The sequence below is a fragment of the Pseudomonas typographi genome, from assembly GCF_014694385.1.
Taxonomy (GTDB): domain Bacteria; phylum Pseudomonadota; class Gammaproteobacteria; order Pseudomonadales; family Pseudomonadaceae; genus Aquipseudomonas; species Aquipseudomonas typographi.
On the sequence record NZ_JAAOCA010000179.1, the window covers coordinates 1 to 255 of the forward strand.

A 255-nucleotide genomic window follows, 5' to 3' on the forward strand; every position below is an offset into this window, starting at 1 on the left:
GCGCCTCAAGCGCGTTAATCGAGGGATCTGCGGCCAGGCTGCCGAACTGACTCACCAGCGAACGTAACTGGTCCGCCGAGTCCTTCACGTAACCCTGCATGGGCGCTAGGGCGTAGCTCCCAGCATCGACGCTCGCGCCCTGGTAGGCCGGCAAGATCGACAGCACCGTAGCGCTGGCGATATTGGCCACTTCATACCAGTTGCCGTCAGGACCAAGGAAGGCATCGCCCACCCGGCTGTTCGCCGCGAAGTCGG

The 255-nt window shown here is 63.9% G+C and carries 1 pseudogene; it reads right to left on the minus strand.

Going from position 1 to position 255, the window contains the following annotated elements:
• Positions 1-255, minus strand: a pseudogene (locus HAQ05_RS28300) (hypothetical protein); the annotation flags it as partial.